This is a genomic window from Paraburkholderia sp. TE9906, assembly GCF_056279605.1.
In genome coordinates, this window is sequence record NZ_JBWCCT010000030.1 from 1 (window position 1) to 24,480 (window position 24,480).

The following is a 24,480-nucleotide window of genomic DNA, read 5'->3' on the forward strand; positions in this document are numbered from 1 at the left end:
CAGTTCGTCGATGCGGTTCACTGGGTGATCGGCGATGCGCTCGATCACGTAATGCAGGTAGGCTTCGGGATCAACGCCGTTCATGCGGGCAGATCATGCCGAATCCCGTGCTATGCCGAACGGCTGGTGCTGATGGCGATTTGGGCACCGCAAAAGAGACCTCGCTGCCGATCATACATCGTGCGCGTTCGGCATAGTCGGACTCTTCACAACGCGGTTAGGAACTCAAGTAGTTTATCGCCTGCACGGTATCGACCCAACGGTTTGCCGTTCGAGGACTTGACTTTAGCTAGCGCGGCTTCCTTGAGGGCTAAATGAGCGTGCAAATAGACCTGAGTGGTTTCGACCGATTCGTGTCCTAACCACAACGCAATGACGGAGCAGTCGACGCCGGCATGAAGTAGTTCCATTGCAGCGCTGTGCCTGAGGACGTGTGGCGTGATTCGCTTACGTGTCAAGGACGAGCAGCAGGCACTCGCGGTGGATACATACTTGCCCAGAAGATGTTGCACAGAGTCAGAGCTGAGCCGACCGCCGATTATATTAGGGAACAACGCGTGCGCGCCGTTGCGCGGGGGCTCTTGCAACCAGGCTTTGAGCGTGGCGATGGTATGCGTTGTCAATGGCGTGCATCGTTCTTTGCGCCCCTTGCCGAGGCAGCGAACGTGTGCGCCGCGACCCAATTGCACCGAATCACGATCGAGCCCTGTCAATTCGGAGAGTCTCAACCCCGTCTGAATCGCGAGCAATAGCAGAGCATAGTCCCGACGTCCGAGCCAAGTTGTTCTATCAGGAGCAGAAAGAAGCGCTTCGATCTCAGTGCGTGTCAGAAACTGAACGAGTCGCTTATCGTATCGCTTGGTCGGTATCGCGAGTACACGCTGGATGTGCGCGGCAACTGCTGCCTGGACGTTGTAGCCCACTATGCCGGAGCCTCTTCCACTCGTTGCCATCGAGCGTGCGTCCGGATCCGTCAGCGACAACTGCTTGTCCGGCTGCTCTTCCAGTTGTCTGCCGATCTGCTTGAGCTCACGCATCTGCTGGCGCAGCACGGCGATCTTCTCATAGAGCCTGACGGTCTTTACATCGAACCCGGTAGGACTGGTACGGTCTGCGCTTTCAATCAGATCGAGATATCGCTGCACGCTTTCCTCGATCTGCTTCTGGCGCTTGTCGATTTTGCTTGCCGTGTAGTTCCTGTCGCGGGTGTTTGATGCCTTGAACTTGCTACCGTCGATAGCCACCATGTCACTGGATAGCAGCTTGAGCCCGCGACACAGTTCGACGAAACGCCGGCATACGTTGCGGATCGCCGCGCCGCTGTCACGGCGGAAGTCCGCGATCGTCTTGAAGTCCGGAGCGAGCCGTCCTGTCAGCCACATCAACTCAACATTGCGTTGGCATTCGCGCTCAAGTCTCCGGCTCGACGGTATCCGGTTCAGATAGCCGTAGATATAGATCTTCAGCATCACGCCAGGATGGTAAGACGGCCGGCCCGTGAGCGCCGGTGTAGTACCGTTGAAACCGAGGTCTGCGAGATCAAGTTCGTCGACGAAGGCATCGATTACTCTCACCGGATTGTCCTGCCCGACGTAGTCATCGACACATTCGGGAAGTAGTGCGACCTGCTTGCGGTCATCGCCTTCAACGAATCGCTTCATGAGTCACCTGGTCTCAGCGCGTTGATTTAGTTTAGGCGATCAATGCGTTTTCACACAGGCTGGACCCACATCCGCCGTTCGGACCTCCGCTGCCCGGGCGGCTGCTCTCAAGGGTGGATTCAACCGGTGGATGCAATAGTTTGCTGGAATCGTCCGGCGGGCGTTTCGTAGTCCAGCGTCTTTCTCGGACGCTCGTTCAGCCGCCGCGCCACAGCATTGAGTTTAGCCTGCGAATACACCGACCGATCGGTGCCTTTGGGGAAGTACTGCCGTAGAAGTCCGTTTGTATTCTCGTTTGATCCGCGCTGCCACGGATGCTGGGGTCGCAGAAGTAGACCTGGATATCAGTGGCCACAGTGAAACGCTTGTGTCCGGCCATCTCCGTTCCCCGATCCCATGTTAGCGATTTATACAGTTCCTGCGGCAACTTGCTGGCATGTTTGATGAGTGCATTGACGACCGTCTCGCTGTCCTTGCTGGCTATCTTCACCAGCATGACGTAACGTGTCTGGCGCTCGACGAGGGTTGCAATCTGGCTGCTGCCGGTACCGCACAGCAGATCACCTTCCCAGTGGCCCGGTACGGCCCGGTCTTCAACGGTCGCGGGGCGTTCGCTGATCGATACCGTGTCGCGAGTCCTGCCGTGATCGTCCGTCTTCTGCGTATGGTGGCGCGAACGGCGCATGGCCCGGGTGCGCCGCAAGTGTTCGAGCAATTCCTTCTTCAGGGCGCCACGGGCCTGTATGAAGAGACTGCGATAGATGGTCTCGTGGGACACGTGGTAGTCCTCGTTGTCTGGGTACGCACGCCTGAGCCATCCGGCAATCTGTTGCGGTGACCACTGCAGCTGGAGCTTGCCTGCCACGATCTGCGCCAGCGTTCGATGCTCAACCAGTTTACAGACTTTGGGACGCTGCGCCCGATCCCAGGCAAGCTGATCGGCGTGACTTGCGCGGTAGCCATCTGGTCCGCTGTTACGCTTGATTTCACGGCAGATGGTGGAGGGAGACCGTGAGAGCCGCATGGCGATCGACTGGATCGAGTCGTCAGCCACAAGCGCCCGCGATATCTCTTCGCGCTCAGCCAGCGTCAACGCCAATCTCGATCGATGCCTCTGTGGTGGTTGGATCCCGCCTGTCTCCGCCAGAATCCCTTGTACCGACGAATGGTTCCGGTCAAAAAGCTGGGCGATCTTCTGGAGTGATTCTCCCTTCCGCCAACGTTCCCACATCAGCGCTTTCTGCTTCTCGCTGTAATAAATCCGGCGTCGCTGTTTCATCTGCAACACTCCCACTGCTTGCGCAGTCTTCAGTGTGTTGCATCCACCGGTTGAATCCGCCAGGTATAACGGCCGTCCGCCCGGGAGACTCGATCAGATGCGGCGGGCCGCCTTTGTTTCCCCGGAATGGCCGCCCGTTTTCGGGGCATACCAATCACCTCATCTTGACAACGACTTTGCCTTTGGCTCGCCCGGTGTCGACGTAGGCCATCGCCTCCCTGGTCGACTCAAACGGAAAGATCCGATCCACAACCGGGCGTATGACGCCAGAATCGATGAGGGACGTTATCTCGCGTAGTTGGTCTCCGCTTGCCCTCATGAACAGAAACGAATAGCTAACCTTAAGACGTTTTGCTTCCTTCCTGATCCGATAACTCAGGAGACGCATCACCAGTCCCAGGAACGGGGACAAACCAAGCTCCTTTGCAAAATCCGGATCCGGTGGCCCAGAGATCGAGATGAGCTGTCCGCCGGGTTTGAGCACGCGCAGGGATTTGCTGAGCGTCTTTGCGCCGAGACTATTTATAACCACGTCATAGTCGGAAAGGATATTCTCGAAGTCGTCCTTCCTGTAATCGATGACGACGTCTGCACCGAGGCGCTTGACCCAGTCCACATTCGCCGTGCTTGTTGTCGTCGCGACGAACGCGCCGACATGCTTCGCCAGCTGGATCGCAAACGTCCCGACACCACCGGAGCCCGCGTGGATGAGAACCTTTTGTCCTTTTGCGAGATGTGCTCTTTCGATCAGTGCCTGCCAGGCAGTTAGACCAACCAGCGGAATGGAAGCGGCCTCTTCCATGGTGAGCATCTCTGGTTTGATCGAGAGGTCCGCTTCATTCACTGCAATCAGCTCCGCAAACGCGCCGATTCGATCTTTATCGGGCCGCGCATAGACTTCGTCGCCGGCCTTGAATCGCTGAACGCGCGGTCCAACCCGGACGACCACCCCGGCCACATCGTTGCCCAGAACGAGCGGCAAGCGATAGGGCAAAACGAGCTTGAATTCGCCGTCGCGGATTTTGGAATCAAGAAGGTTCACACCTGCGGCGTGCACCTGGATCAATACGTCATCGTCGCGTAGTTCCGGTTCCGGCAACTCGCCAATACGCACGCCATCCTTGCGTCCGTAACGTTCGAGAATAAATGCTCTCATAGTGTTTTGTTTCCCAGATTTGATTTCTCGGTCCACGCGTTCTTTTCTCGGCGGCGATCGAGACCTTAGCCAGCGCCCCGCAGCTTGCGTCGCAACTACGAACTAAAAGTTCCTGTTTCGTGGCGCGCGTGCTCGATGAGAGCGACACCCACGAACATCAGAGCAAGCGCGACTTCTATCGCGACGGCGGCCAGGATGCCGGACCGGGCATGGCTGGTGAGGAATTCGAAGACCCCAAGGCCCGCGAGAGTTAAGCAGGCAACAATCAAACCTTTGACGAGAGCGGAACGGGCGGATGATGGTTCCGCGTTCCTCGCCGAGAAGAACATAAACCCGATGCCAACATACAGAGCTGCCCCGCGCCGACCGATCAGTCCGACCGGATATGAGAACTCGACACCCCACCTTGACGGGAAGAAATTGGGCGCAAGCATCCAGGCGAATCCCAAAGCGAAGAAAACAAGCGACGCAAGGATTGCAAGATTGCGGAACTTGACGTTCATGACGATTTGCTATTTTTGCAGGACTGGCTTGCCAGACCTCGGCGACGGTATCGTGTTGAGCCGCAGGTCCTTCCGAAGCGCGGCGTCCACCAGACCCGCTGGCATGAATCTGCGCAGCAATTGCAGACGGCTCGCGAGCGCACCCGCTGTGTACCGGAGTCTCGGACGAGCCGCAACTGCAGCCTTCAGCACGACCTCGGCCACGACGCGGGGCTCCGTAGCAGTTGCCATCACCTCATTGACGCGGTTGCTGACGACCGCACGAGCCTCGCGGTATGCATCGAGCTTGGCATCGGGTTCCAGGAAATTCGCATCGAACGGCGTCTTGGTGTAAGCCGGCTCAATGACCGAGACACGGATGCCCCAGGTGCGCAGCTCATGGTCGAGCGATTCGGAATATCCTTCAATCGCATGCTTCGTTGCCGCATAGAGCGCCCCGTACGGCATCGGTAAGAAACCGAGCACCGAGCCGATGTTGACGATGCGACCACTTCCTTGGCGTCGCATGTGGGGCACGACGGCGCGGGTCATCCGGACGACGCCAAAGACGTTTGTGTCGAAGATCGACCGAGCCTGCTCGATCGAGCTTTCTTCGGCGCCCGCCGGAGCCACACCAAAGCCAGCGTTATTCACCAGCACGTCGATGCGCCCCCCCCGTCGTATGACTTCGTTGACCACCGCCGCGACGGATTCATCGCTGGTGACGTCAAGGGTCAGCATCTCAAAGGGTCTCTGACCCGTGAGGGCAGCCCGTCTGCTCGTGCCGAAGACCGTGTAACCGGCGTCGGTCAGCCGCTGTGCGGCGGCCTGTCCGATGCCTGAAGATGCTCCCGTAACAAGGGCCACACCCAAATTCGTTTTGCCGACCATTCGAAGCTCCATGTAAGAGGGTTTCAGTCACTACCAATTTGAAATCGACTATACTGGCAAATCGAGAGCATGTCACTATCAAAATAGTATGGACGACAAGAATTTTTGCGATGAGCCGTGTCCGATCGCGCGCAGCCTGGGTGTCGCGGGCGACGCGTGGAGCATTCTTATCCTGCGCGACGCCCATGCCGGTCTCACGCGTTTTGACCAGTTCCGCAAAAGTCTGGGCATTGCACCGACGATGCTGACCCGGCGACTGGCAACGCTGACAGAGGAGGGACTACTGGAGAAACGCCGCTACTCTGAGCATCCGCCGCGCGAGGAGTACCTGCTGACGGCTGCCGGGCGAGACTTCCTGCCGGTGCTCTTCATGATCGGTGCATGGGGGCGGCAATACCGTGGCGGCGGCAAGCTGGTTCGCTTCCTGGATGCGGAAACAGGAACAGAGATAAGGGCGGTGGCGGTCGACGAGGTCACGGGAGCGAAAATCGGGACTCGTCCGATACGCGTGGTCAACCCGGACAAAGATTGACACCGCGATGATTGCGCTGCCACGCTTCGTTGCGTAAGTTAGCCGAACGTCGTAGCGCTTCGATTTCTGATGGATCCCGCTGGCAAATCAATTGGGCGGCACAGTCCGTGACAGTCCGTTAACTGAGCCCAAGCAGGCGCTCTAACGTCTGGGTGCAAGCGCGATCGAACGGCAGAAACCTGGCCGAACCCGGTCCGACGATGAGCCAACAGTGCCCTCCGACGTTGAGGCTCCCACGTCGGGCAGCAGTCGACCGAGCTTGTGTGAAAACACGCTGATCGCCTAAACTGGATTAACTCATTCAGCATGGGTGACCGGATGAAGCGATTCATAGAAGGTGAAGATCGCAAGCAGGTAACGCTGCTTCCAGAATGCCTCGATGACTTCGTCGCCGAGGACAACCCGGTCAGGATTATCGAGGCGTTTGTAGAAGAGCTTGACCTTGCATCACTGGGCTTCGATGGAGCAATGCCGTCGACTACAGGTCGCCCGTCCTATCATCCAGCACTGCTGCTGAAGATCTATATCTACGGCTACCTGAACGGGGTTCAATCGAGCCGGCGCCTTGAGCGCGAATGCCAGCGCAATGTTGAGTTGATGTGGCTCACGGGCCGCCTGGCTCCGGACTTCAAGACCATAGCCGACTTTCGTCGTGACAACGGCATCGGCATTCGCAACGTGTGTCGCCGCTTCGTGATGCTGTGCCGTGAGCTGAAGCTGTTCTCGCAAGCGCTGGTCGCCATTGACGGCAGCAAGTTCAAGGCTGTCAATACGCGCGATCGCAACTTCACCGAGGCTAAGGTCGACAAGCGCCAAAAGCAGATCGAGGAGAGCATCCAGCGATATCTGAACGCGCTGGAGACTGCCGATCGTACGCAACCCGCTGAGCTCGAAGCGAAGACGACTCGATTGCAAGACAAGATCGCGCGCCTACGTGAGCAGATGCGGAACCTCGATCAGATCAAGGCGCAACTCAAGACGCAACCTGATGGCCAACTCTCGATGACCGATCCCGATGCGCGCTCCATGGCGACGAGCGGCAAGGGCTCGGGAATGGTAGGCTACAACGTGCAGGTCGCCGTTGACGCCAAACACCATCTCATCGTGGCTCACGAGGTCACAAACTCTGGCAGTGACCGGGCACAGCTTAGCCCCATGGCAAAAGCTGCGCGCGACGCGATGGGTAAGACCAGACTGCGGGCAGTCGCCGATCGTGGCTACTACACCGGGACTCAGATCAAGGAGTGTGCCGATGCGGGGATTGCGGTCATGCTGCCGAAGCCGACAACATCAGGTGCGAAATACCATGGCCGATTCGACAAGGCAGACTTCATCTACATTGCGCGGGACGACGAATACCAATGTCCAGCTGGAGAACGGGCAATTTACCGATACACCAGCGAGGAACACGGGATGCAGCTACATCGATACCGATACTGGAGCAGCGCCTGTTCGCAATGCGCGATAAAGTCACAGTGCACTCCGAGCGACCAACGACGGATCAGTCGATGGGAGCACGAGTCGGTGCTGGAAGCGGTTCAACGTCGGCTGGACAAAACGCCTGATGCGATGACAGTACGCAGGCGAACCGTCGAACATGTCTTCGGAACGTTCAAGCATTGGATGGGCTACACGCACTTCCTGATGCGCAGATTACCCAATGTAGGTACCGAGATGAGTTTGAACGTACTCGCCTACAATCTCACTCGAGTGCTGAGAATCCTGGGCTTCAAGAAGACGAAGAAGGCAATGCGGCTGCTGGGTGCATGAGCACCCCTTAGGGTCTAGAAACAAAGCCATAAAATCGTCTAGAACGCATCGGAGAGGCTCGCCTTCTCGTCGTCGCGGTGATGGCCGCAAAGGCAGCCAAACGCGCCGCTGGGGGTAGCGGTCATGCGCCGCATTGTAGTTTCATCGGGTTTCCACACAGCCTGGACCCGTTGCGGCCAGTCGGTTAGCGGGAACGCCGCGGCCGCTTTTGAGGTTTGCAGCCGTTGCATTCCTGCACACCATCAAGCGACATCGCCAGATCAACGTCCGTCTGCTCGTTACCGGGCCGGACGACGAGCAGACCAAACTGACAACCTGCTGCACCGGGCTGGCGCCACAGACTGATCAGGGCATGACGGGGGGATGGAAGGTCAGCGTCCCCGCAAGAACCCACAGCATGAAGATCACGAGCGGAAGATGCACGATGAACTGGGTAAACGTGAAGCCCACCACGTCACGAGCCCGCAATCCCAGCACGCCGAGCAACGGCAGCATCCAGAAAGGGTTGATCAAATTCGGCAACGCCTCCGCCGCGTTGTAGACGGTTACCGCCCAGCCCAGATGAACCTGCAGTTCCTTGGCTGCCGCGATCACGTACGGTGCTTCAATGATCCATTTCCCGCCACCCGACGGCACGAAGAATCCAAGGACGGCAGAATAGATGCCCATCAGCGCCGGAAACGACGCATGCGACGACACTGCAACGAAGAAATGCGAAAGATGATCGGCCAACGGTAGTCCCGACGGCGCGGACGCTTTCGTCAGCATGTACGCAATGCCTCCGTAGAGAGGAAACTGGATCAACACGCCAGCCACGGACGGCACCGATTTCGCCACGGCGTTCAGAAAGCGGCGGGGGCGCCAGTTCAACAGCATCCCGGCCAACAGGAACACGAAGTTGTAGGTATTGAGATTCGAGATCGCCAGCACCGGATTTTTCGCGGTGAATTCGTGCCATGCCCAAACAGAGCCGAGTGCGACGATCAGGATTGTGATCAACGGGCTGTACTCGAGCCAGTCGCCGGGGCGTGAAGGCGCTGCTACTTCGAGTTCCGCCTCGTTCAGCGAGATACCCAGATACTGCGCGGTTTTGGCGCGTTCGGCGCCCGGCGCAGAGAGATACGCGATAAAAAGCGATACGACGGTCAGAGCGGCGACTATCAGCAACGACTGGGGAAGAAAAATCGTTTCGGAAAACGGAATGACACCGGTGATCGCCAGCAGCGCTTTCGGCAAACTGTCCGGATTCGCTTGCAATTGCGATGCCGACGAACTTAATCCCAGCGCCCAAGTCGCGCCCATGCCGAGATAGGCGGCGGCACCCGCCGCTCGGTAGTCCATACGGAGCCCGGTGCGACGAGCGAGCGCACGAACCAGCAGGCCGCTGAAGATCAGGCTGATCGCCCAGTTGAAAAGCGACGCCGAAATGCTGACCAGCGCGACGAATGCCACCGCAGACTTGCCGTTCGACGGCAAGCGGGCAAGCCATGCGATCAATTTCGCGGCAGGCGGAGATACTGCGACCACGTAGCCTGAAATGGCCACGATCGCCATCTGCATCGTAAAGGGAATCAGGCTCCAGAATCCATCTCCGAAGGCAATGCCCACACGTTGTGCAGGCGCGCCCGTCGCCAGGGCGCCGACCGCGACGACGACAACCGCGATCGCCGCGAATATGTATGCGTCGGGAAACCACTTTTCCGACCAACGGGTCACTGCTGCGGCCATACGCTCGAGTCCGACTGCATCGTCGACTGTCGAGGCTTCCAGGTCTTGCTGACGGTTCAATTCCTTCATCATGGTCTCCGACGCTTCGAGTGATTAAACATGCTGTTCATAAACCTGCACTGCCGCAGCCAGGTCTTCGAGTGCGGTCCCCACCGCTTTGAATACCGTGCGCTCGCTGCCGTCGAATCGCCCACCGACGTCGCCCCGGCACAGGGCGGCGAGCGTACCGATCAGGTCCGCCGGCGAAATCACGTTGCGCGACAACGGCCCAATCAGGTCGCCGGACTTCTGCGGTGCCTCGTCCGTATCGACAAACACGCGTGCGTGGCGGAAACAATCGTCGTCAGCCTCGCGCATCTGCGGCGTGAAGCTTCCGATAAGATCGAGATGCGTTCCCGGTTTCAACCACGAGCCGCGTACGATCGACTCGGTGGCGAGCGTCGCGCAGCTCACGACATCCGCGCGCGCCACGCTGTCCGGCAGACTGGAGACAACCGCCGCGTTGAAACCTTCGCCTCGCAGTTGCTGCACGAGTCGCGCGGCCGATTCCGGATAGATGTCCCAGACCTCGACATGCGTGATTGGCAGCTGGCTTCGATACGCTGCCGGCACCAGGCTTGCCACGCGTCCGGCGCCCAACAGCACCATGTGCGAGGAGTCGTCGCGCGCCAGAAAGGTTGCAGCGAGTGCCGAGGCGGCGGCGGTCCGGCGTGAGGTGATTTCATCGCCGTCCATCTGCGCGAGTGGCTCACCCGTGCTGGCGTCATACAGCACGTAAGTCGAGTGCAAGCCGGGCATTCCGCGGCCCTGGTTGCCCGGGAAAATGTTCACGGTCTTGATGCCGAGATATCGGTCCGCCTCCCACGCCGGCATGATCAATACGGTGCCGGTATTGCCGTCGCCGCTATTGATCGTGTGCGAGTGCCGGAGCGGAACCTCACACCCCTTGATGAACACCTTCTTCAGCGACGGAATCAGCGTGGCGAAGTCCAGCGCTTCGCGTGTCGCTGGCGTGTCGAAAAATTTCATGCTCGATTTGGCTCCTCGTGGGTCATTCACGCTTCAATGGAAATATCAGTGGCCGGGATCGCCTGGCAGGCGAGGCACATATCGGCTTCATCCGGCCCATGCCCTGTCACATGCGACACCTTGCCCGCCAGGACCTTGACGGCACAGCTCTCGCATTGCCCGACCCGGCAGCCGCTCGGCATGCTGATGCCGAGGCTCTCGCCGAAGCTGAGCAGGCTTCCCCGTTCGGGTGCCCATTCAGCCTTGATCTGCGACCGCCGGAATTCGACGGCAAAGCGCTGTGATGGATCGAGGGCCGGCTTCGACGGAGACCGAAAGGCCTCGCTGAAGATATCGAACGGCGGTACGCCACGCTCGACGAGGCCTGCCGTGATGGCGTTCATCATCGGCTCCGGGCCGCATAAATAGAATCGCGCGCGGTGCTGTATCAATGCGTCGTCGACGACGTCCGCAGTGAGGTAGCCCTGCATCTCGAAGTCGCGTCCGAGTACTTCGTCGCGCGGCTGGTTATAGCAATTCACGACCTTGAGCGTTGGCAACGCACGCCGCAATTGCGCAATTCGTTTCCGGAACGCATGAGTCGAGCTATTGAGATTCGCGTAAAACAGCTGGGATTCAGGCGCTTGTGTGCCCAGCTCCCCGATCGTTTCCAGCCACGAAATGAAGGGCGTTATTCCAATCCCACCCGCGAATATGACGATCGGTCGCTTCGAAGCCGGCGGTACGACGAAGGTGCCGCTGGGGGCTTGAAGCAAGACCCTGTGTCCAACTGCCAATTCGCGATGAATATACGAGGACATGACGCCCTCGAACTGCTCACCAGCGGCACTGCGGCCTCGCTGATGGCGCATGGAGATCGAGTATGTCCGCCGATCGCTTTCAATCGCACGGCCAGTGAGCGAATAGGCACGCGTCGTTCCTCCTTCGCACAACTCCGGAATATGGATCGTCACATGCTGTCCGGGCAGATAGTCGGGGAGCGGTCCACCGTCGGCTGCGCTGAACGTAACCGTGCGAACGCCTTCGGCTTCTCCATGTACGGCCGACACGACAAAGTCCCGGAATCCTTGCCACGCCCGTCGCGCGGGATCGACCGACGCGTCGAGTGTGACGTCGCATGGCACGGCACGAAGCGGCGACGAACCGCTCAGCGGATCGACGATGGCGCCGGACACGATGCTGTTGTAGTTACTGTTTGTACTTCCCAGGGCCGTCGACGATTCCATGCCGATTTCGTCGCATGCCTGCCACCAGCCATACTCCGCGACTACGACATCCGGTGCGAGTTCGGCGACCACTCGCGCACGAAATCGCGCGGTGCCGTTTGTACTGGCGACGCGTATCCAGTCCCCGTCGACAATGCCCTTCAGGGCCGCCAGATCGGCGCTCAGTTCCGCAACGGGATAAGGGGCACGGCGACGAAGGCTTGGCAGGCTACGATGCTGGCTGTGGCAGTAGTAGCCGTTCTTGAAGGAAGTGAGCGTATAGGGAAAGCGTCGACGCTCAGCTGCGCGTGCTCTCTCTCCGCGGCTCGGCGGTACATACTGAGGTACAGCCGGATAACCGTACCGATGCAGCTTCTCCGAATAGAACTCGACGCGCCGCGTTTCGGTCGCAAAGCCTCGCGGGCCATTCGGCGTGGTACAAGCATATTGCTTTTCCTGCTGCTCGAGCGGCCGGTAAATGCCCTCGGGATGTGAACGCAGCGTCGCGACGTCCAGGCCCAACGGTTCGAGAACATGGTCCCATCCTTTTTCGACGTCGCCACCGAAGAATTGATCTCCCATCCCGAGCCTGACCGCCAGATCCAGCACGATGTTGTAGTCTGCCCGGCTCTCCCCGCGGGGCGTCACCATCCGCTGCCGCAACTGGACCAATTCAACGGCCCGCTCATTGATCTCGAAGCCGAGACGCAGTCCTTCCCGTTCCCAAGGCGTATTGACCGGAAGGAGGATATCCGCGTAGCGGGCGGATGGCGTTTCGAACAGGTCGCAATGAACATGAAAATCCAGTGCGCACAGCGCGTCCCGCGCCAATGCGCTGTCGGCTTGCGACATCACCATGTTGGTGCCGAACGAGACAAGCGCGCGCACCCAATAAGGCTTGGACTCGAGAATCGCACGATAAACATCGCGCGCGGTCACCCATCCCTGGGACGGCGGACCGAGCGGTCGCTCGTCAAGCCCGAGCGCCTTTGTTCGCTGTTGAGGACTCAGCATGGCGTAGTTACTGAGAGGATTTGCTGGCTGCTTCAGCAACTCGCGGTTTGAACCCTGCGTATCGAATGCACCTGTCAGTGCATACAGCGTAGCGATCGCCCGCTCTGTTTGCGTCGCGTTCGTATGTTGTCCCACGCCAGACCACGCGTGATAGGCAATGCGCTGGCGTGGGCCGAGCATCGCCGCCACGATTTCGATCGCCGAGGCGTCGACACCGGTGATTCTGCTCACGTGTTCGGGCGTGTAATCAGACAGCGCACCGCGGTACAACTCGAAAGCGGGCGTACACGTGACCTCTATCACCCTGCCCGTCAGGTCGAATACGCAAATCTGATACGAGCCTGAAATCGAAAGATCGGACGGCGACGTGCGCGCCTCTTCTCCGACGAGTTCGAGTCGATTGAGCGCGCCATTCCAGACCGCATATCGATTGTTCGACGACTCCGGATCGATGTCGCGCTCACGCAGAAAATATCCGCTATCACGACGAACCAGGAACGCGCCATTCGTCCATTCGCGGACAAATGTATCGTCGATATTTCCCGTCGCGATCATTTGCCGGGCAATTCCCATAGCAAGCGCGCCGTCCGTGCCTGGCTGCACGCGCAGCCATACATCCGCATCGCGCGCAAGCGCCGTGGGTCTCGGGTCCACGACAATCAGCTTTGCGCCGTTGCGCCGACCCGCTGCGATACTGTCCGCCTGGGCCAGCCACGTGTTGGCTGGATTCGTACCCCAAAGCACGATGACGTCGGAATTCCGGTAATCGGCCGTTGGCATGCCGCAACCGAACGTAAACACGTGCGCGAAATCCTTGTGCCAGTTGCAGATCTCGGTCGCGTAGCAGATATTCGGACTCCCGAAAGACCACACGAATCGCTCCACCCAGTCGATGCTGTCGCTCATCGGCGTACCGCTCGGGGTGGTCACGCCGAACACCACCGATTCGGCGCCGTTTTCCCGCTTGAAGTGCGCGAGCGTGGTTGCGATCTCGTCAAGCGCCTCGTCCCAACTGATCCGTTTCCAGCGCGGATCGGCCGCCCCTTTTGGGGCAGTGCGGCGCATGGGATACAACACCCGGTCGGGGCTCTGTACGAGTTCCGGCGCGGCCTTGCCTTTCATGCACATCGCGTTGCCGGTCGGGTGCGTGTTGTCGGGACGCACCTTCAGCAACAAGTCGCCGCGGACCGTGTTGATCGTGCCGCATCTTGACCGGCATAACGTGCAGTACCCCTTCTTCTCCCGCGTCTCCATCATCGTTCCACTGTTTCCTTTCATGACGGGATGCTATGCAGCCGAAATTGCCCTGCCTAATTCATATTTCTTGCCTCGCGATATATAATTTTTCAATACCTCAATTCGGTCGTCGGTTCGCGCTGTCGGTTTGCACGGCGCCACAACCTAGCGGAGTACGTCAACGTGGCCACACACATTACGCTTCGCCAGATCGAATACTTCATCTCCGTGGCTGATACCGGGCAGATCTCCAGATCTGCCAATCTCTGCGCCGTTTCGCAGTCGTCGATGACGATCGCGCTGAAGAATCTCGAAGACACTGTGGGGGTGCCGCTCCTGCAGCGCCACGCGAGGGGCGTCCGACTGACCCGAGCAGGCGAGCGATTTCTTCGGCATGTGCAGAACGCGAATGTGTCCATCGGGCGCGCCGTGGTCGCGGCCCAGGAGGAACCTGAACAGATTTCGGGGCACGTTCGGGTGGGCGTCACGGAAACCGTCTCGGCTTACCTGATGCCGTCAATGCTTGCTACCGTCTCGCAGCGCTTCGAGCACCTCACTGTCGAGGTCATCGAAGACGCGCGCGAGGATATCGAGCAACGTCTCGTCGACAATCAGCTCGATATCGGTCTGATGCTTGTGTCCAATACGGCCAACGTGGACGAGCTGAAATATGAAACCATTCTGCGCTCCATGCGCCGGCTTTGGACCCATCCGGATCACCCGTTGCAAGATGCACAACAGGTCACGCTGCAGGACATTGCGCAGGAAGACTACCTTTTACTCGACATGGACGAGCATGTCCGAACTGTTCGCAAGTATTGGGGAAAATATAGCCTCGCACCGCACGTGCGTATCCAGAGCAAGTCGATCGAAGCCGTGCGAAGCATGGTCGCGCTCGGGCTGGGCGTCACAATTCTTTCGGACCTCGTCTATCGTCCGTGGTCGCTCGAAGGGAGCCGGATTATGAGGCGTGATCTGAGCATTCCGATCCCGACCATGGACGTCGGCGCCGTCTGGCACCGAAAGAGCATCCTGCCGACGCCCGCGAAAGTGCTGTTAGATCTCTTCCGGTCCTGGAAGAAGACAATCCAATAGTCGACCTTTCCTGACGGAAATGGCGGACGTTCGAGATTACCTTCGCAGCCGTGGTTGCTGACTGACCGCTCCGGCGCAAGAGGCGGCATGCATCATTGATACGCGAGACAAGAAGAGAACAACATGACAGCACGGCATATGGCCGTCCAGGATTCGACGCGTCGCAAACGCTCAATAGCGTTCGCAGGCGGGACGATTATCTGTGCCTTAGTTGGACTGATCGGGCTTGGCGGTGCGGAGTTCCGTCTTCCGCTTCTTATCGGTGTATTTCGGTTCGCAGCATTGGAAGCGGTCATACTCAACAAAGCGATGAGCTTAGTCGTCGTCTCGACCGCGCTTCCGTTTCGCGCGCAAGCGGTTCCCTAGGACGATGTACTCGGCCACTGGCAGGTGATCCGGAACCTTCTGGTCGGCAGCTTGCTAGGCGCATGGATGGGTGCCGGGTGGGCGACGCGCTCACACCCGCGCGCGTTATATCGCGTGCTGGCTGTCCTGCTGGTGGCCATTGCCATGGTGCTGCTGTTCGGGCATAGCGCGGCATACCACGACGCGCTGGCCTTGACCGGAAAGACGCGAATTCTGCTTGTGGTCGTCGCTGGATTTGGAATCGGAACGGTAGCCGCGCTGATGGGCGTGGCCGGAGGCGAATTGCTGATCCCGACATTCGTGCTGCTGTTCGGCGTCGACGTCAAGCTTGCAGGCAGCCTGAGTCTGGCGGTGAGCCTTCCAACGATGTTGGTGGGTTTTGCACGCTACAGCCAGGATCGCAGCTTTACCGTCCTGCGTCAGAACCGTGCGTTTCTGCTCTTCATGGCATTGGGCTCAGTCTTGGGAACCTTCGTTGGGGGCCGTCTGGTTGGCGCGACGTCAGGTGCGATTCTGCTACCGGTGCTGGCGGCAATACTCATGCTCTCGGCGATCAAGGTTTGGCAGCACCGCTGATCGATTACACGTGTGGGCTCTGGACAAGATGCGAATTTGTCCACTTCATAGCCATGCCGTCTCATTAATACGGCTCAAAAAGCGCAGCACGCGACGAGTATCATCGTCCAGGGAAGGTCCGTTACTGGGCAAAACAGACGCACGAATGGCCTGCAGGACCCGCCCGCAAGAGGCCGAAAATGGCCGAACTTCGCCCGCCGACGAGCGGCTCAGGGCGACCCGTTGCTGCCGGTCGCCCCCGCGCTGCATCTGCGGCGGCTTTCAAGGTACAACGGCCGTTCGTCAGTTCACGACGGTCAATTCGAGGCGAGTCGAATCGCCTTGCAAAGGGGAGCACCAGGCGATGCTTTAAACCGCCAGGCCCCGGGCTTCGTCAAGTATCCATTTCGCAAATGCCTGCAGTGGCCCTTCACTCAACTCGATCGGCTCAGGAAGAACGAGGCAGAAGTTTTTGGTAATCGCTTTGCCGTCCGGCCAAGGCGCGACCAGACGGCCTTGTTCAAGCTCTGTCCCGATGTAAAGACGCGGCACCAACGCGACCCCCAGACCGGCTACCGCTGCCTCTATCAGCATGGAATGGAGATCGTAACGTGCGCCTACCGCCGAATTGGTCAGCACGATGCCGGCCTCTTGTGCATAAAGCTGCCACGCGTCCGGATTTTGCCGTCTGTGAAGGCGTGGCAGATCGTCTAGCGATCGGTTCTCACCGGCGTCCGCGAGGAGCGCCGGACTACAGACGGGCACAAGCACCTCCTCCAGCAGCTTATGTAGATGCATACCCGCCCATGCGGGATGCTCAAAATGGATTGCTGCGTCGAAACCGCTACCAGCAAGAATGAAGGGCTCCATACGCTCGGCGATATGCACGGTAATGTTCGGATGCATATTTTGAAAGCGTTTCAGTCGAGGGATAAGCCAACGGGTGGCGAAGGTCGGAATGGCGGCGATATCAATGCTCGCGCCCTCGATAGGCTGCCCCATCAGGTATAGGCTGTCCCGCTCCAGTCGATCCAGAATCTCACGAACCTGCACCGCGTATCGCGTGCCATTGGGTGCAAGCCTCACCCGATTCCCGACGCGCTTGAACAGCACGACACCCAAAAACACCTCGAGGCGACCGATCTGACGACTGATGGCGCCCTCGGTCAGCGCTAATTCCTCGGCCGCGCGGGCGAAGCTGCCGTGTCGGGCCGCGGCCTCAAAAGCCAGGAGCGCGGAATTGCTTGGGATCTTACGTCGCATCAAAGTCTCGCCGGTTGGAATGCTTTCGACGTCAGCTTGATAAAACTTCACTGAATGCTGACTTTATATCGCTATATGCCTTGGAAATCGCAGCCTATCATTACGTTACTGCAGTGAACAAGGATCGTTTGCTGCACTATGCCAAGCTATCACGAAGGATATTCTGATGATCTACACCGTCGAATGCGGCTTCGCCGATCCCACCAGCGAAGCCGAATGGAATGACTTCTACAGCCTTGAAAAGCTCCCCGCTCTCATCTCGGTTACTGGCTTTCACACGTCGCAGCGCTTCAAGTCGTTAAGCGACGGTTGTCCGGTCTACCTGGCCGTCCACACGATTGACGGTCTCGATGTCCTGACGGGAGAGGAATATCGCCAGAAAGGCGGCGGCAATTTCGCAAGGTGGCAGCAGCACATCACCGACTGGCACCGGAACCTCTACAGCGATATCGGCCTTGCGCCAGCGGTGAATGCTGACGAACTCCTCGTGCTATGTGCAAGCGGCCCCGAACCTCTGATTCAGTTGGGCCTCACACCGTTGGCCATGCGAGCAGTCGCGCTGGAGAAGTTTCCGCAACGCCGTTGGCTCGCAAGAATGCCTCGGCGAAACGCTCAGTTTGTCGAGAGCACGTTCGAAGGCGTTCACCTCTACTCGCCGATGACGGAACAACTGATAAGCTCCCGCACCGTTTCGACCGAACAGGAAAAATAGGTCCGCGATGCCCAATGTCACACTCTATATTTCCGCGGGGCAAATGCCGTCTGATGAGAGGCTTGCCGAGCTTTCCCGCGATTGCGTCGAACTCTGTACGAGTGTTCTTGAAGCGGCGCTCGAAAGCGTTCATGTCATCTATGTCGATGTTCGGCATGGGCACGGACATCCCGTCTTCGCGGAAGTGCAATATCGCCTTGAGACGTTTCGCACGCCTTCGGTAATGAACCGGTTCATGGAAGCCCTGGACGACGCCATTGCGCGCCGCACTGGTCTCACGGCGCGCATCCGTTGTTTTGGTCATGCCGCGTCGAACATTCACGCCCGTAATTAGCAAGTCTTCTGGAGAAGAGTCGTGTCCACCATTACGTTTCCGAGTCAGCGAGTCGGGGATTTCACGATCACCGCGATCAGCGACGGCTACCTCACCGCCAGCCTGGAATTCCTGTCGAATATCGACTCGTCCGAGGCCTCAAGAATGCAAAGTGATGCAGGACAGACGGAGCCTGCCGCCGTGCATATCAACTGCTATGTGGTACGCGGAGCGGGCCGCACAATTCTCATCGACGGGGGGGCGGGAGGCATCAAGCAATGGGGCGGCCGCCTGAAGACTAACTTGTCGCTTGCTGGTGTCGAACCATCCGCGATCGACACAATCCTGCTTACGCACGCGCATCCCGATCATGTCGGAGGGCTGGCGGACACAAATGGACAAGTTGCCTTTCCGAATGCGGAGCTCGTTGTTCATCAGCGAGAGGTCGCATTCTGGCAGGACGACGGAAATCTAAGTCGTGCCAGCGAGCGTGCCCGCCGTAACTTCCTGATCGCGCGTCAGGTGTTCAACGGCTATAGCGACAGGCTGCGCACTTTCGATGAGGGCGAAGTGCTTCCCGGTATCAGAGCGATGCCGCTACCGGGACATACTGATGGACACTCCGGATATCTTTTCGAATCCCCTGATCAGGGCCTGCTCGTTTGGGGAGACATTGTTCATTTCCCGCACATCCAGATTGAACGGCCAGACGTATCGATTGCATTCGATCAGGACCCAACTCTCGCAGCCACCACACGATCAGGGCTCCTGGACATGGTCAGTTCGGAGAGACTTTTGATCGCAGGTATGCATTTGGGTGAACTCGGCTTCGCGCGAATCAAGCGAACGAGCGGGAGCTACGGACTGCTTTACGAAACCAAAGCATGAGGTCGCCAGAAGCAAACATGTCTGATGCCACGCCGGCACTCTGCACTTGAGCAACTACGATGACGTCAATGCCGCGAGGACGGCGTTGGCCGCCTCGGTCGATGAAAAAGCATTTGTCTTGTCAATCGGATGGCCGGTTATGGGGGCGAAGCCGACGTATGAACGTCCGACCGACAACGCATGCGAACGGCGGCTCATGGCCGACCTGAGCTCGATCGCGTTCGGCTCAGGTCGACCCACTCCGGTCAGACAACTTGCTCCAAACCGGTCAGTCAGCCTATTTCTACTTTGCGGACTGGAATTGCCAGTAAGCGGCCTATAAGGACCTTCCAGTTTTTGCAAGCTGGGTTTAGTGATTCATATGTTCGATTCCTGTATCGGTCAGTGGAGGACTACAACGACAACGGTTGGCGGCGTGACAGACTGCATGCCTATAAACGGCCTTGTTGGGCGCCATCACAACCGCGCCTGGGCCCGGATAGTAACCGCGCAGCAGGACTCCATCCGTTGGACGTCGAATACATTTCGTGTAGCGCCTCACCGCTTATCGAGTTCGCCCGCTGCCGGTCTGACCTGTCGCTATCCTTCGTCGAATGCGTCCTCAACTTCGGAACCAGTTTATGGCGATGTCGTTTGGGGTATCAGGCGCCCGTCGCCCCACCAGTGCGGGCGGGCGCGTAGGACGGATCGAATCGCTCCCCCTTGGCGAGCACCGCCCACAGAATGCGTGCATGCTTGTTCGCCACGGCGACCAGTGTCTTGTAGTAGCCCACGCGCGCCTGTAACTGGACAATCCAGCGCGAGAGCCGGTCATCACGTCGGTGCGCCGTCAGGACCGCTGAGCGGGCACCCTGGAACAGTAAGGTTCGCAGATAGTCGTTGCCCTGTCTGGTGATGCTCCCGAGCCGCTGCTTGCCTCCGCTGCTTTTCTGTTTGGGCACGATGCCGAGCCAGGCGGCCATCTGCCGGCCGTTCCGGAACTGGCGGGCATCTACCACCGTCGCCACTGCGGCCGATGCCGTTAGCCGGCCCACGCCGCACACGTCCATGCAGCGTTGCGCCTGCGGGTCGCGGTTGGCATGCTCGGCAATCTGTCTGTCAAACCAGGCAATCTGTTCATCCAGTACCTGCCATTGTTCGCAGCCGCGCAACAGGGCCAGCCGCGCCGGTCCTGTCAGCTCATTGCTGCCGTCCTCAATGCGCTCAATGAGGTGCTCGTGTAACCGGCGGATGCCTTGCGGCAGGAACACCCCGAACTCGGCCAGCAGCCCGCGCAACCGGTTCACCAGCGCGGTACGCTCTTCGACAAATCCGGTACGCATGCGGTGCAGCACCAGCACGCTTTGCTGCGCAGGTGACTTGACCGGCACGAAACGCATGTGCGGGCGGCTCGCCGCTTCGCAGACAGCTTCGGCATCGAGTGCATCGTTCTTTACATGGGCGCCGCCTTTACGATAGGGCGCGACAAATTGCGGGGGAATCAGCCGCACCTCATGCCCGAGCGCGTGTAGTTTGCGTGCCCAGTAATGCGCCGCACCGCATGCCTCCATGGCGATCAGACACGGTTCCAGATTGGCAAACCAGCTCACAAATCGCTCCCGCGGAATTGCTTTACGTACCACGACGCGTTCGGCGCTGTCGACCGCATGAATCTGCATCACGTTCTTCGCCAGATCCACGCCAACACGAGTAATCCTGTCCATGACATCCCCCTTCCCGGAAGGTAGTAGCACGAGCCATGATGGCACCAGACGGTGTCGATCCTGCAATCAGGGAGGTCCTTACCAATTCGTTGGCGACCTCACCCAATCGGCCATCACGGGTCATTCGCCTCTACTATTCGACCGACATTCAGATGTTGGATGTGCGACTGCAAACTGTCATTGGCCTCCAGAACGCGAATGCCGCGAGTGGCTAACTTTCGATCGATATCGTTTCCGCTGTGGACCGGCTCACTTTAAGACCGGCACAGCTGACGACAGTCCCTGCTCCGGACACATTAGCGCGTGTTGCTGATGCGCACCACATGCCCCAAGGATCAACAGATGGCGTACCCGAAAAGTCGCAAAACGCCGAGATATCGGCATGCATTCGCGACTCCAACCGCTATTCTTCAGACACCGGGACTCGCGCGATTCCGATGCCCTCCGGGGATATCGGCACCATTGCGCCTCTCTGGAAAGGGGGATGTATGTCACGCCCAGAACTATTTCGACCCGCGCCGCGGCCACTCTATCGTCGGCAAGCAAATGGACCTTTGTGGCTCGTCCTCGGTATTTCGTTCACCGGTCTGTCCTTTGCCCACGCGACGATCGCAGCAGACACCCTTCCACAAAGCGGCACTTACGTGGCCGGCTCGGGTGCGATAGCGAGCCAGGGCAACGGCCTTGTGATCACGCAGCCGGGTTCGACGCGCGGCGTGATCGAGTGGAACAGTTTTTCGATTGGCAGGAACAACAGCGTGGCGTTCGACAACGGCTCGGGCGCGACGCTGAACCGCGTGACGGGCGGCTCGCCATCCGCGATCCTCGGCCGGCTCAGTGCAACGGGCAGCCTCTATGTGATCAATCCGCAGGGCATTGTCGTGGGGGCGTCGGGCGTGGTGACAACCGGCGGTCGCTTTGTCGCGTCCACCCTGGACATCTGCGACGACGCCTTCATGAAAGGCGGCGGTGCGCTCACGCTGTCGGGCAATTCGGGCGCAAGCGTCATCAACCTCGGCAGGATCAGTTCCAGCGGCGGCGATGTCTTCCTGATTGCCCGAGACGCAGTCATCAACGATGGCACTGTGTCCGCGCCCAACGGCACGGCGGAACTGGCCGCAGGTGGGCAGGTGTTGTTGCAGGATTCGGGCAGCAGCAGGCAGGTGTTCGTGCAGTCGGGCAATCACGGCACCGTGCTCAATAGAGGACACATCAAGGCCGCGCAGGTCAGCCTGCAGGCCGCCGATGGCAACATCTACGCGCTCGCGGGCGGCGGCACGCGTATCCGTGCAACCGGCACCGCCAGCCGCGACGGCCACGTCTGGCTCGTCGCCGACGGCGGCCGGGTGGAGCAGTTCGGCCGGATCACCGCGAGCAACGCGGACGGCAATGGCGGCACCGTCGATACGCAAGCGGCGCACCTCGCGTTCGGACGCGGTGCGGCCGTGCATGCCGGACAATGGAACATTTCAACGCCGTCCATCACGGTCGGAGCGCTGCCGGCGGATGCGCTCGAAAGGAGTCTCGACGCCGGCACGTCCGTTGCGCTCACCACGTCGGGCGAGAACGGCGCGACTGGCGATCTCGTGCTTGCTACGGACCTCACGTGGCGCGGCGACGCAGATTTGACGCTAGCCGCGTACCGGCACGTGTCGATCGCGCCAAACGTCACGGTTCGGAACATCGGGGCGGGCGATATGACGTTACGCGCCGACGTATCGGGCATCGACAACGGCGGCAGCGTGCGCAACGGCGGAACAGTCGACTGGTCGAAGAGCACGGGCATCGTCAGCGTGCTGTATGACATGAACGCCAGCGCGACGCTCGGCACGATGCGCGGGAACACGGCGTGGACGGCGCCCTTCGATAGCGGGCTTGTTGACCAGATCACGGCGTACCGGCTGCTCAATACACGCAGCGACATCGTGAATATCGCAGCGGATCTGAGCGGCAACTACGCGCTCGGCAGAGATGTTGATGTGACGAACCCCGGTGCCCAGCCCAACGTGCTCGTCGGCGATCTGCCGACGCCTTTTAACGGCCAGTTCGACGGCATGGGTCGATCGATCTCGAATTTGAGCGTAAGTGCCACGTCGAATTTGTCCGATTATTCGCCTCACGCCGTCGGGCTCTTCGGTGTGATTGGTCCGACAGCGGTCGTGCGCAACGTCACCGTGAACGGGAGTGCGGGCGGCAGTGCGTCGCTGCTGAGCGCCAGCATCGGCATTCTGGCCGCCATCAATCACGGCACGATCGCCAATGCACATTCGAGCGGCAGTGCCGGCACATTCGACGGCCCCAGCGCTGGCGGCCTTGTCGGGTCCAACGACGGCCTGATTACCCGGTCGTCGAGCAGTGCGAGCGTCGGCCATTCGGGGGGCGGCCTTGTCAATGGAAATGGCGAGACGGGAGTGATCAGGCAGTCGTTTGCGACGGGCGCCGTGAATGGTGTGATTCACGTCTCATACGCGGGCGGGCTGGTGAACGTCAACTCAGGCACCATTACACAGTCCTATGCAACGGGCCCGGTGACCTACAACCCGAACTACTGCGGACACTACGGCGGGAACGTCTGTCGGGAAGGCCCGGGAGCACTGGTGGGCTGGAACCTGGACACAGGCAAGATCACGCAGTCATTCGCGACAGGCACGATCACCCAGGACCTCGGACCGACTGGCGGCCAGCTGCCCGCGGGCATCGCGAACAACAACGAGGGCTCGATCGGCCGCGACGTCTACTGGGACAGGCAGACGACGGGCGCGACAGTCGGCGCCGCGCAGGGTAACGCGGTGCCTGCCGCACAAGGGCTGACCACGGCGCAGATGAATTCGACGGCCAGCTTCGGGCCGACGTGGGACTTCGGTGCGAATGGAGTGTGGGCGATGCCTGCCGGCGCGACGCATCCCGTGTTGCGCTGGCAGTTGGCGCAATGAGTGCCCGCCGGAGCATGAACAAGCACTCGGTCGGGGGCGATCCCCGGCCTTCCTGGCACTGTCACCGGCATGCCGGTGGGCGGTCCATGCGCGGGGTCGCGACGCACAAGTTGGCGGCTCGGCGCTGCGGGCAGCAGTCGGCCACGAGCTATCAACCGGATACGCGGAAGACGAGACATTCAATAATCACAGAATAGCTGCAAAACTGACGGTTGGATCTTCTTTGAAACCTTTGCTACCGAAAACAGCGCGCTCGGTTAAGCGTTGGATACCGACGCATCGGGGATCTGCCCACACGGTGCCCGCCCGAAACTCGCGCATTTTCCAGGTAGCGCCGAAGACAGACGACGCTTGTCTGAACCATAGCGCAAAAATGGAACTAGATCGGTTTCGCGCGAATCGTCAATCGAGTGGACACCTTCATTTGCGACGGAAAACAGGGATGCAACCCTGCGAGATCCAATTTACAGTCGATAACCTTTGCCATTGGGCAGGCATGGGCGACTATGTGCTGATCCCGCGTGATCGCAGTTGCGGTCACGCTGCGATATCAGGGTGAACCGCTACATGGGGAGTAAGCGGCTCGGCTGGGCCGTGTCCTCACGCGCGCGCGAGTGAGGCATGATGGTGATGGCGTGTTGGAGTCCGTGTAGATCAAGGGAGATCGTG

Annotated in this window: 17 protein-coding genes and 3 pseudogenes; 8 read left to right on the plus strand and 12 right to left on the minus strand. The window is 59.6% G+C overall.

Features of this window, described 5'->3' with window-relative positions; translation table 11 throughout:
• The 7 genes and pseudogenes from ACZ9H4_RS36485 to ACZ9H4_RS36515 form a co-directional block, all read right to left on the minus strand.
• Positions 1-93, minus strand: a pseudogene (locus ACZ9H4_RS36485) (transposase domain-containing protein); the annotation flags it as partial.
• A 113-nt stretch (positions 94-206) separates the two neighbouring features.
• Positions 207-923 carry a tyrosine-type recombinase/integrase gene (locus ACZ9H4_RS36490; RefSeq protein ID WP_476123111.1) on the minus strand — a complete coding sequence of 239 codons (717 nt, stop codon included), beginning with the start codon at positions 921-923 and terminating at the stop codon, positions 207-209.
• Positions 897-1,661 (minus strand): annotated as a pseudogene (locus ACZ9H4_RS36495) (transposase); the annotation flags it as partial. The gene ACZ9H4_RS36490 and the pseudogene ACZ9H4_RS36495, both read right to left, overlap by 27 nt.
• A gap of 119 nt (positions 1,662-1,780) precedes the next feature.
• Positions 1,781-2,940: pseudogene (locus ACZ9H4_RS36500) on the minus strand (IS30 family transposase).
• Positions 2,941-3,094: 154 nt separating this feature from the next.
• Complete coding sequence (locus ACZ9H4_RS36505; RefSeq protein ID WP_408150874.1) at positions 3,095-4,096, minus strand: NADP-dependent oxidoreductase; 1,002 nt, start codon at positions 4,094-4,096, stop codon at positions 3,095-3,097.
• 95 nt (positions 4,097-4,191) lie between these two features.
• Positions 4,192-4,599 (minus strand): hypothetical protein, encoded by a 408-nt coding sequence (locus tag ACZ9H4_RS36510; protein ID WP_408329253.1) that lies wholly within the window; start codon positions 4,597-4,599, stop codon positions 4,192-4,194.
• Between the two features lie 9 nt (positions 4,600-4,608).
• The gene (locus ACZ9H4_RS36515; protein WP_408329256.1) at positions 4,609-5,469 is read right to left on the minus strand and encodes an oxidoreductase; all 861 of its coding nucleotides are present in this window, start codon (positions 5,467-5,469) and stop codon (positions 4,609-4,611) included.
• A gap of 88 nt (positions 5,470-5,557) precedes the next feature.
• Between ACZ9H4_RS36515 and ACZ9H4_RS36520 the strand changes: the two genes are divergently transcribed.
• Both ACZ9H4_RS36520 and ACZ9H4_RS36525 read left to right on the plus strand, forming a co-directional pair.
• Positions 5,558-6,001: a winged helix-turn-helix transcriptional regulator gene (locus ACZ9H4_RS36520; RefSeq protein WP_408150872.1), complete on the plus strand. Its 444-nt coding sequence runs from the start codon at positions 5,558-5,560 to the stop codon at positions 5,999-6,001.
• 318 nt (positions 6,002-6,319) lie between these two features.
• A complete protein-coding gene (locus tag ACZ9H4_RS36525; protein WP_476123104.1) occupies positions 6,320-7,771 on the plus strand; it encodes an IS1182 family transposase in 1,452 nt (483 codons plus the stop codon).
• 345 nt (positions 7,772-8,116) lie between these two features.
• Here ACZ9H4_RS36525 and ACZ9H4_RS36530 read toward each other — a convergent pair whose 3' ends face one another.
• From ACZ9H4_RS36530 to ACZ9H4_RS36540, 3 genes are read right to left on the minus strand one after another with little or no spacing between them, the layout of a single operon-like run.
• Positions 8,117-9,568, minus strand: coding sequence for a short-chain fatty acid transporter (locus tag ACZ9H4_RS36530; RefSeq protein ID WP_476123113.1), 1,452 nt, complete (start codon positions 9,566-9,568; stop codon positions 8,117-8,119).
• Positions 9,569-9,592: 24 nt separating this feature from the next.
• The gene (lhpI, locus tag ACZ9H4_RS36535) at positions 9,593-10,528 is read right to left on the minus strand and encodes a bifunctional Delta(1)-pyrroline-2-carboxylate/Delta(1)-piperideine-2-carboxylate reductase (RefSeq protein ID WP_408150805.1); all 936 of its coding nucleotides are present in this window, start codon (positions 10,526-10,528) and stop codon (positions 9,593-9,595) included.
• Between the two features lie 26 nt (positions 10,529-10,554).
• Positions 10,555-14,001, minus strand: a complete 3,447-nt coding sequence (locus ACZ9H4_RS36540; RefSeq protein ID WP_408150812.1) for a molybdopterin-dependent oxidoreductase — start codon at positions 13,999-14,001, stop codon at positions 10,555-10,557.
• Positions 14,002-14,166: 165 nt separating this feature from the next.
• On the opposite strand from ACZ9H4_RS36540, the gene ACZ9H4_RS36545 reads away from it, so the two are divergent.
• Positions 14,167-15,078 carry a LysR family transcriptional regulator gene (locus ACZ9H4_RS36545; protein WP_408150803.1) on the plus strand — a complete coding sequence of 304 codons (912 nt, stop codon included), beginning with the start codon at positions 14,167-14,169 and terminating at the stop codon, positions 15,076-15,078.
• A 390-nt stretch (positions 15,079-15,468) separates the two neighbouring features.
• On the plus strand, positions 15,469-16,020 hold the full coding sequence (locus ACZ9H4_RS36550; protein ID WP_408150801.1) for a sulfite exporter TauE/SafE family protein: 552 nt from the start codon (positions 15,469-15,471) through the stop codon (positions 16,018-16,020).
• Between the two features lie 348 nt (positions 16,021-16,368).
• On the opposite strand, the gene ACZ9H4_RS36555 is transcribed toward ACZ9H4_RS36550, so the two are convergent.
• Positions 16,369-17,262 carry a LysR substrate-binding domain-containing protein gene (locus ACZ9H4_RS36555; protein WP_408150810.1) on the minus strand — a complete coding sequence of 298 codons (894 nt, stop codon included), beginning with the start codon at positions 17,260-17,262 and terminating at the stop codon, positions 16,369-16,371.
• Positions 17,263-17,428: 166 nt separating this feature from the next.
• On the opposite strand from ACZ9H4_RS36555, the gene ACZ9H4_RS36560 reads away from it, so the two are divergent.
• Genes ACZ9H4_RS36560 through ACZ9H4_RS36570 form a run of 3 tightly spaced genes read left to right on the plus strand, consistent with a single transcriptional unit; the run spans position 17,429 to position 19,175 of the window.
• On the plus strand, positions 17,429-17,974 hold the full coding sequence (locus ACZ9H4_RS36560; protein WP_408150799.1) for a sugar ABC transporter: 546 nt from the start codon (positions 17,429-17,431) through the stop codon (positions 17,972-17,974).
• A 7-nt stretch (positions 17,975-17,981) separates the two neighbouring features.
• The gene (locus ACZ9H4_RS36565; RefSeq protein WP_408150797.1) at positions 17,982-18,308 is read left to right on the plus strand and encodes a hypothetical protein; all 327 of its coding nucleotides are present in this window, start codon (positions 17,982-17,984) and stop codon (positions 18,306-18,308) included.
• Between the two features lie 21 nt (positions 18,309-18,329).
• Complete coding sequence (locus ACZ9H4_RS36570) at positions 18,330-19,175, plus strand: MBL fold metallo-hydrolase (RefSeq protein WP_408150795.1); 846 nt, start codon at positions 18,330-18,332, stop codon at positions 19,173-19,175.
• A gap of 641 nt (positions 19,176-19,816) precedes the next feature.
• On the opposite strand, the gene ACZ9H4_RS36575 is transcribed toward ACZ9H4_RS36570, so the two are convergent.
• Entirely contained in the window at positions 19,817-20,878 is a 1,062-nt protein-coding gene (locus ACZ9H4_RS36575; RefSeq protein WP_476123108.1) for an IS110 family RNA-guided transposase, read from the minus strand.
• A gap of 488 nt (positions 20,879-21,366) precedes the next feature.
• Here ACZ9H4_RS36575 and ACZ9H4_RS36580 point away from each other — a divergent pair, with 488 nt between their 5' ends.
• On the plus strand, positions 21,367-23,811 hold the full coding sequence (locus ACZ9H4_RS36580; RefSeq protein ID WP_408150753.1) for a two-partner secretion domain-containing protein: 2,445 nt from the start codon (positions 21,367-21,369) through the stop codon (positions 23,809-23,811).
• Positions 23,812-24,480 lie beyond the last annotated feature (669 nt).

Bases quoted from the DNA above. Each gene is read 5' to 3' on its own strand.
- ACZ9H4_RS36505 (WP_408150874.1), bottom strand. From the start codon at position 4,096: ATGAGAGCATTTATTCTCGAACGTTACGGACGCAAGGATGGCGTGCGT.
- ACZ9H4_RS36510 (WP_408329253.1), bottom strand. From the start codon at position 4,599: ATGAACGTCAAGTTCCGCAATCTTGCAATCCTTGCGTCGCTTGTTTTC.
- ACZ9H4_RS36515 (WP_408329256.1), bottom strand. From the start codon at position 5,469: ATGGTCGGCAAAACGAATTTGGGTGTGGCCCTTGTTACGGGAGCATCT.
- ACZ9H4_RS36520 (WP_408150872.1), top strand. From the start codon at position 5,558: ATGGACGACAAGAATTTTTGCGATGAGCCGTGTCCGATCGCGCGCAGC.
- ACZ9H4_RS36525 (WP_476123104.1), top strand. From the start codon at position 6,320: ATGAAGCGATTCATAGAAGGTGAAGATCGCAAGCAGGTAACGCTGCTT.
- ACZ9H4_RS36530 (WP_476123113.1), bottom strand. From the start codon at position 9,568: ATGAAGGAATTGAACCGTCAGCAAGACCTGGAAGCCTCGACAGTCGAC.
- lhpI (WP_408150805.1), bottom strand. From the start codon at position 10,528: ATGAAATTTTTCGACACGCCAGCGACACGCGAAGCGCTGGACTTCGCC.
- ACZ9H4_RS36540 (WP_408150812.1), bottom strand. From the start codon at position 14,001: ATGGAGACGCGGGAGAAGAAGGGGTACTGCACGTTATGCCGGTCAAGA.
- ACZ9H4_RS36555 (WP_408150810.1), bottom strand. From the start codon at position 17,262: ATGCGACGTAAGATCCCAAGCAATTCCGCGCTCCTGGCTTTTGAGGCC.
- ACZ9H4_RS36560 (WP_408150799.1), top strand. From the start codon at position 17,429: ATGATCTACACCGTCGAATGCGGCTTCGCCGATCCCACCAGCGAAGCC.
- ACZ9H4_RS36565 (WP_408150797.1), top strand. From the start codon at position 17,982: ATGCCCAATGTCACACTCTATATTTCCGCGGGGCAAATGCCGTCTGAT.
- ACZ9H4_RS36575 (WP_476123108.1), bottom strand. From the start codon at position 20,878: ATGGACAGGATTACTCGTGTTGGCGTGGATCTGGCGAAGAACGTGATG.
- ACZ9H4_RS36580 (WP_408150753.1), top strand. From the start codon at position 21,367: ATGTCACGCCCAGAACTATTTCGACCCGCGCCGCGGCCACTCTATCGT.